General features: G+C 57.4%; 5 protein-coding genes. 4 read left to right on the plus strand and 1 reads right to left on the minus strand.

The annotated features are described in order from the left end of the window. Positions 1–102: 102 nt before the first annotated feature. On the minus strand, positions 103–960 hold the full coding sequence (locus EOA28_RS25510) for a LysR family transcriptional regulator (RefSeq protein WP_127249413.1): 858 nt from the start codon (positions 958–960) through the stop codon (positions 103–105). A gap of 130 nt (positions 961–1,090) precedes the next feature. Here EOA28_RS25510 and EOA28_RS25515 point away from each other — a divergent pair, with 130 nt between their 5' ends. The 4 genes from EOA28_RS25515 to EOA28_RS25530 all read left to right on the plus strand — a co-directional run. Next, the gene (locus EOA28_RS25515; protein WP_126082610.1) at positions 1,091–2,173 is read left to right on the plus strand and encodes an amidohydrolase family protein; all 1,083 of its coding nucleotides are present in this window, start codon (positions 1,091–1,093) and stop codon (positions 2,171–2,173) included. Between the two features lie 11 nt (positions 2,174–2,184). Then, positions 2,185–2,538 carry a Rieske (2Fe-2S) protein gene (locus EOA28_RS25520; protein WP_126082611.1) on the plus strand — a complete coding sequence of 118 codons (354 nt, stop codon included), beginning with the start codon at positions 2,185–2,187 and terminating at the stop codon, positions 2,536–2,538. A gap of 122 nt (positions 2,539–2,660) precedes the next feature. Continuing rightward, entirely contained in the window at positions 2,661–4,268 is a 1,608-nt protein-coding gene (locus tag EOA28_RS25525) for an ABC transporter substrate-binding protein (RefSeq protein WP_127249412.1), read from the plus strand. A 57-nt stretch (positions 4,269–4,325) separates the two neighbouring features. Continuing rightward, positions 4,326–4,714, plus strand: a 389-nt coding sequence (locus tag EOA28_RS25530; RefSeq protein WP_148670849.1) for an ABC transporter permease, incomplete at its 3' end; no start/stop codon positions are given.

Consider the following 4,714-nt stretch of genomic DNA (forward strand, 5'->3'; position numbering starts at 1 on the left):
GGTGTGTGCGTTCATGTTTGGCTCTCAATGACGCGCCAACATGGCAGCCGAGGCCTTCGCGAAACAGGGGCTTGAGCCTGCTTTTTAATCGGAAATTTCGATCTAGATCTCCAGCGACATCACCGCGAGATGCAGCGCGCGAAGCCCTTTGCGGATGATCGGCTCATGCTTACGTCGGGCGAGCATGGCCGTATGGACTGGCTGGTAAAGCGTCGGCGCGCCCTCGACCAGGAACGACGGGCACTCGGCCGTGAACCTGCGGGCATCGTCGCTGCGCATGTAACAACTGCCTCCGGTTCGCCGCAGCATCGCTTCGGCCAAGCTTTCGGATCCCATGGAAAGACGCGAAATTGCCAGGGCAGGGATCAGCTCCGAGTGGGTTTTCTCGAGCACGACGGTGTAGCCCGGGCGAATGTAGCTGTCGGGATTCACCTCCGATAGCGTCCTGGCAAAGGTCGAGACCATCACATATTCCTCGACCATGAGGTGCTCATAAGTAATTTCGGGAAGGTAGCGGGGTGCGTAGAGCACCGCTATGTCGAGATTTCCCATGCTGAGATCGGTCACCATCTGATTGGAATAGTCGGATTCCACATGGATCGAGGCTTTGGGAAGCACCTGGCAGAGCGCCTCCACCCACCCCGGCAGCACCGATCGTGTCATGCCTACCTGGGCGGCCACACGCAGCGTCCCTTCGAACCGGTTGAACGCGCGAACGTCATGGCGCGCCTGCGACCACGTCGAAAGCATCGCTCGCGCGTAGGCCTCGAAACGTCGCCCCGCCGCAGTCGGCTCAGCGCCAGCCCGACCACGATGGAAAAGCTCTGACCCTACCGCGCTTTCGAGACTCTTGATCCGAGTACTGACCGTAGACTGAGTAATGTTCAGCCGGTCGGCAGTCCGGTTGAAGTTCCGCGATTCAATAATGTCGAGGAACGTCTCGATGTGGTCCAGCTGCATGCGTCGTACCTTAATCGAAAAAGCCGATCGTTACCCAGAGATCATTGGCTTGATCCGGCAATTGTCAAGGCGGAAGGTGGAGGCACTAAACGGCCAGCACGGCCGGGCTAGACAGGGAGCGAAAGCTAAAGTGTTTATCGTCGACTGCGATTGTCACAACTATTGGTCAAGCGCCACGGTTTTAGAGCCGTATCTTTCTGGCATCTGGAAGGACATGTTCATCGAGGGCGAGAAGACTGGCCCGAAAGGATCGTTCCCGCACGGCCATCGCCCCTGGTTTCATCCGCAGGATTTCTCCCGAAAGGATGTGCGGCCTGAGACTGAAGCGGACAACTACCGGATCATGAAAGACAAACACCTCGACAAATATAATGTCGGCGTGGCGATCCTGACCGGCGACGAGCCCATTGAAGCCTCAACGCTGGCAAATCCCTATTACGCTAGTGCGCTGGTCAGTGCCTACAATGACTATCAGATCGCGGAGTGGTTGCCGAAGGACAATCGCTTCATGGGTTCGATCGTCATTGCGCCCCAGGATCCAAAGCTGGCGGCCGCTGAAATCCGCCGGCTGGGCAGTCATCCGCGCATGGTCCAGGTTCTAGCCTCCCAAGGCTCAGTGAAGCCGTATGGTGATCCCTTCTACCACCCGATCTATGAAGCCTGCGCGGAAATGGGATTGCCGTTCGCCATTCACCTCGGCGGGCACGGAGGCGTCAACTGGAACGCCGTCGCGCCTGCCCCCACAACTTTCTTCTGGGAAACACACGCCATTCTGCACATGTCGGCGATCAGCCATGTCGCCAGCATGATCGCTCACGGCGTTTTCGAGAAATGGCCAGAACTCTATTTCGTCGTGATCGAATGCGGCGTCGCCTGGGTGCCGACGGTGCTATGGCGCCTCGATGCTGACTACAAGGCGCTGCGTAAAGAAACGCCATGGCTCAAAATGCTACCGTCGGAATACTGCCGCCGTAACATCCGCTTCTCAACACAGCCGCTGGAACAGCCAGCCAACGTCCAGCATCTGTGGTCCATTCTGGAAGCGATGGATGGCGAGAACACGCTGATGTTCGCGTCAGACTATCCGCACTGGGACTATGACGACGCCAACACGCTCCACATCCCGCCGTCCTGGAAAGTCAAGGTGATGGGTCAGAATGCGCTCGACGTCTACAAGCGCATTCCTGCCATCCTGACCGCGAACGCCGCCTGACGGAGCAGAATATGGGCGAGAAAACCTTCATCTGCCGCGTTGACGAGATCGAGGCCGGCACACCTGTCATTGCCAAAGTCCGTAGCCTTTCGGTGGGTGTGTTCCGCATCGGAGAAACCTTCCATGCGCTGCTCAACATCTGTCCGCATCGAGGCGCGCCCCTATGTGAAGGGCCGCAATGCGGGACGACCGCGCCGGTCGAGGATGCGCGGTTCATCTATCATAGAGAAAACGAGATCGTGCGATGCGCCTGGCATGGCTGGGAGTTCGACATCAAAACTGGTTCGGCACTCGTCGACCCAACTGTGCGTGCGCGAACATTCCCGGTCACAGTTGAGGACGGCAACATCTATGTAACGGCGTGACGGTAGAAAACGATCAATAGTCAAGTGCACGGAGCGGCAAGCAATGAAACAATAAATGCCGGACAAGCTTGCTTGAGGAGTGTTCAAAAAAACGCGGAAAATCCGCAAATGGGAGAGCGAAAATGTCTGAATCTGAGTACAAACTTCGCATTGCGCAAAGTCTGATCGGGCGCGGCAAGGTTTCCCGCCGCGACTTCATCCATTTGGGAATAGCGGCGGGCCTTACCGTCGCTGCCGCGGATCAGATCTTCGTCACCGTAGCACGGGCACAACCACAGCAAGGCGGCTTTGCCAAGCTTGGCATGGCGCATGGCGCGACGACAGATTCCATAGATCCGGCCGGCTATCCGGATACTTTCACGCAAACGGCCTTCTCGGGCGCTATGTCCAACGGCCTCACGGAGGTTGACGCCAAGGGCGACATCCAGCCGGACTTGGCCGAGAGCTTCGAATCTTCGAACGCCGCCAAAACGTGGGTTTTCAAGCTGCGCAAGGGGGTCACCTTCCACAACGGCAAGAACGTGACGGCGGAAGATGTCGTGACCTCTATGCGCTATCACATGGGTGCCGATACCAAATCAGCGGCGAAGTCTCTGCTTGAATCCGTTTCCGACATCAAGGCGGATGGCCCAGAGACGGTTGTCTTCACGCTCAACAGCGGCAACGCCGATTTCCCTTACATCATGAGCGACTATCATTTTGTCATCATGCCGAGCGTGGATGGGAAAGCGGATTGGGGATCAGGAACCCGAACCGGCGCATTCGTGCTCGAGAATTTCCAACCCGGCGTTTCGGCCAAGCTCAAGCGCAACCCGAATTATTTCAAGAATGGCAAGCCTTACCTGGATGAGGTGGAATTCATCGCCATTACGGATTTGGCCGCACGCATGGCTGCCCTCTCAACCGGGGAAGTGGATTACATTGGCCGCGCCGATCTGAAGACACTCGGCATGTTGAAGCGCAACCCAAAAATCGAGATCATCGAAGTCACCGGCTACGGCCACTATACCTTGCCGATGAACGTCACTATGGCGCCTTTCGACAATCCGGATGTGCGCATGGCAATGAAATGGGCGATCAACCGTCAAGAGATCGCCGACAAGATTTTCCTCGGACACGCAACCGTTGCCAATGACAATCCGATCGCGCCGGCGATCAAGTTTTACAAGAACCCGGAGCCGCAACACCGTTTCGATCCTGAAAAAGCCCGCCATTATCTGAAGAAGGCGGGAATGGAAAAGCTGAAGGTTGATCTCTCGGTCGCCGATGCCGCTTTCGCAGGTGCGGTTGACGCAGCGGCGCTCATTCGCGAGACGGCCGCACAGTGCGGCATCGACGTGAATGTGGTACGCGAGGCCGAGGACGCCTATTGGGACAATATCTGGCTCAAGAAGCCGTGGTGCGCTTCCTATTGGAGTGGTCGCGCGACAGCCGACTGGATGTTCACACAAGCCTTCGCAGCGGAATCCAGCTGGAACGAGTCATTCTGGAAGAATCCTCGTTTCAACGAATTGCTTGTTCAGGCGCGAGCCGAGACGGATGAGGCCAAGCGGGCCGACATGTATGGCGAAATGCAGCAGCTGACCCATGACGATGGCGGGAGCATCGTGCTGGTATTTAACAACTTCGTAAGCGCCAAATCCAAGAAACTAGGACATGGCGATGTGGCGCCCAATTGGGAAAATGACGGACTGAAGATGGCTGAGCGCTGGTGGATGGCGGAGGCGTAGGGTGTTTGCCAACTGCGTCGCTCGCCCTGCGGACGGCGCAATCTTGGGAATGCGCGCATGCGTTTGAATTCGGTCGCCAAAACGGTTCTACAGCGGTTAGGTCTCGGCCTGATTACCCTGTTCATTGTTTCGATCATCATCTTTTCGGCGGTCGCAATGCTGCCCGGCGACTTCGCCAAGGCAACGCTCGGTCAATCTGCCACCCCGGAAACAGTCGCGGCCCTTCAACACGAGATCGGCCTCGATCGCCCGCCAGTCGAGCGTTACTTCAGCTGGGTTGGCAAGATGGTAAAGGGCGACTTTGGATCCTCCTTCGCCAGCCGAACAGGTTACCGGCGCACCGTGGCGGAGATCATCGCGCCTCGTCTCTACAACACCATGTTCCTGGCGGTCATGACCGCTCTCATCGCGGTGCCGCTGGCGTTGGGGTTGGGGATTGTCGCATC

It is taken from the genome of Mesorhizobium sp. M2A.F.Ca.ET.067.02.1.1 (assembly GCF_004023285.1).
GTDB lineage: Bacteria > Pseudomonadota > Alphaproteobacteria > Rhizobiales > Rhizobiaceae > Mesorhizobium.

Bases quoted from the DNA above. Each gene is read 5' to 3' on its own strand.
- EOA28_RS25520 (WP_126082611.1), top strand. From the start codon at position 2,185: ATGGGCGAGAAAACCTTCATCTGCCGCGTTGACGAGATCGAGGCCGGC.
- EOA28_RS25525 (WP_127249412.1), top strand. From the start codon at position 2,661: ATGTCTGAATCTGAGTACAAACTTCGCATTGCGCAAAGTCTGATCGGG.
- EOA28_RS25510 (WP_127249413.1), bottom strand. From the start codon at position 960: ATGCAGCTGGACCACATCGAGACGTTCCTCGACATTATTGAATCGCGG.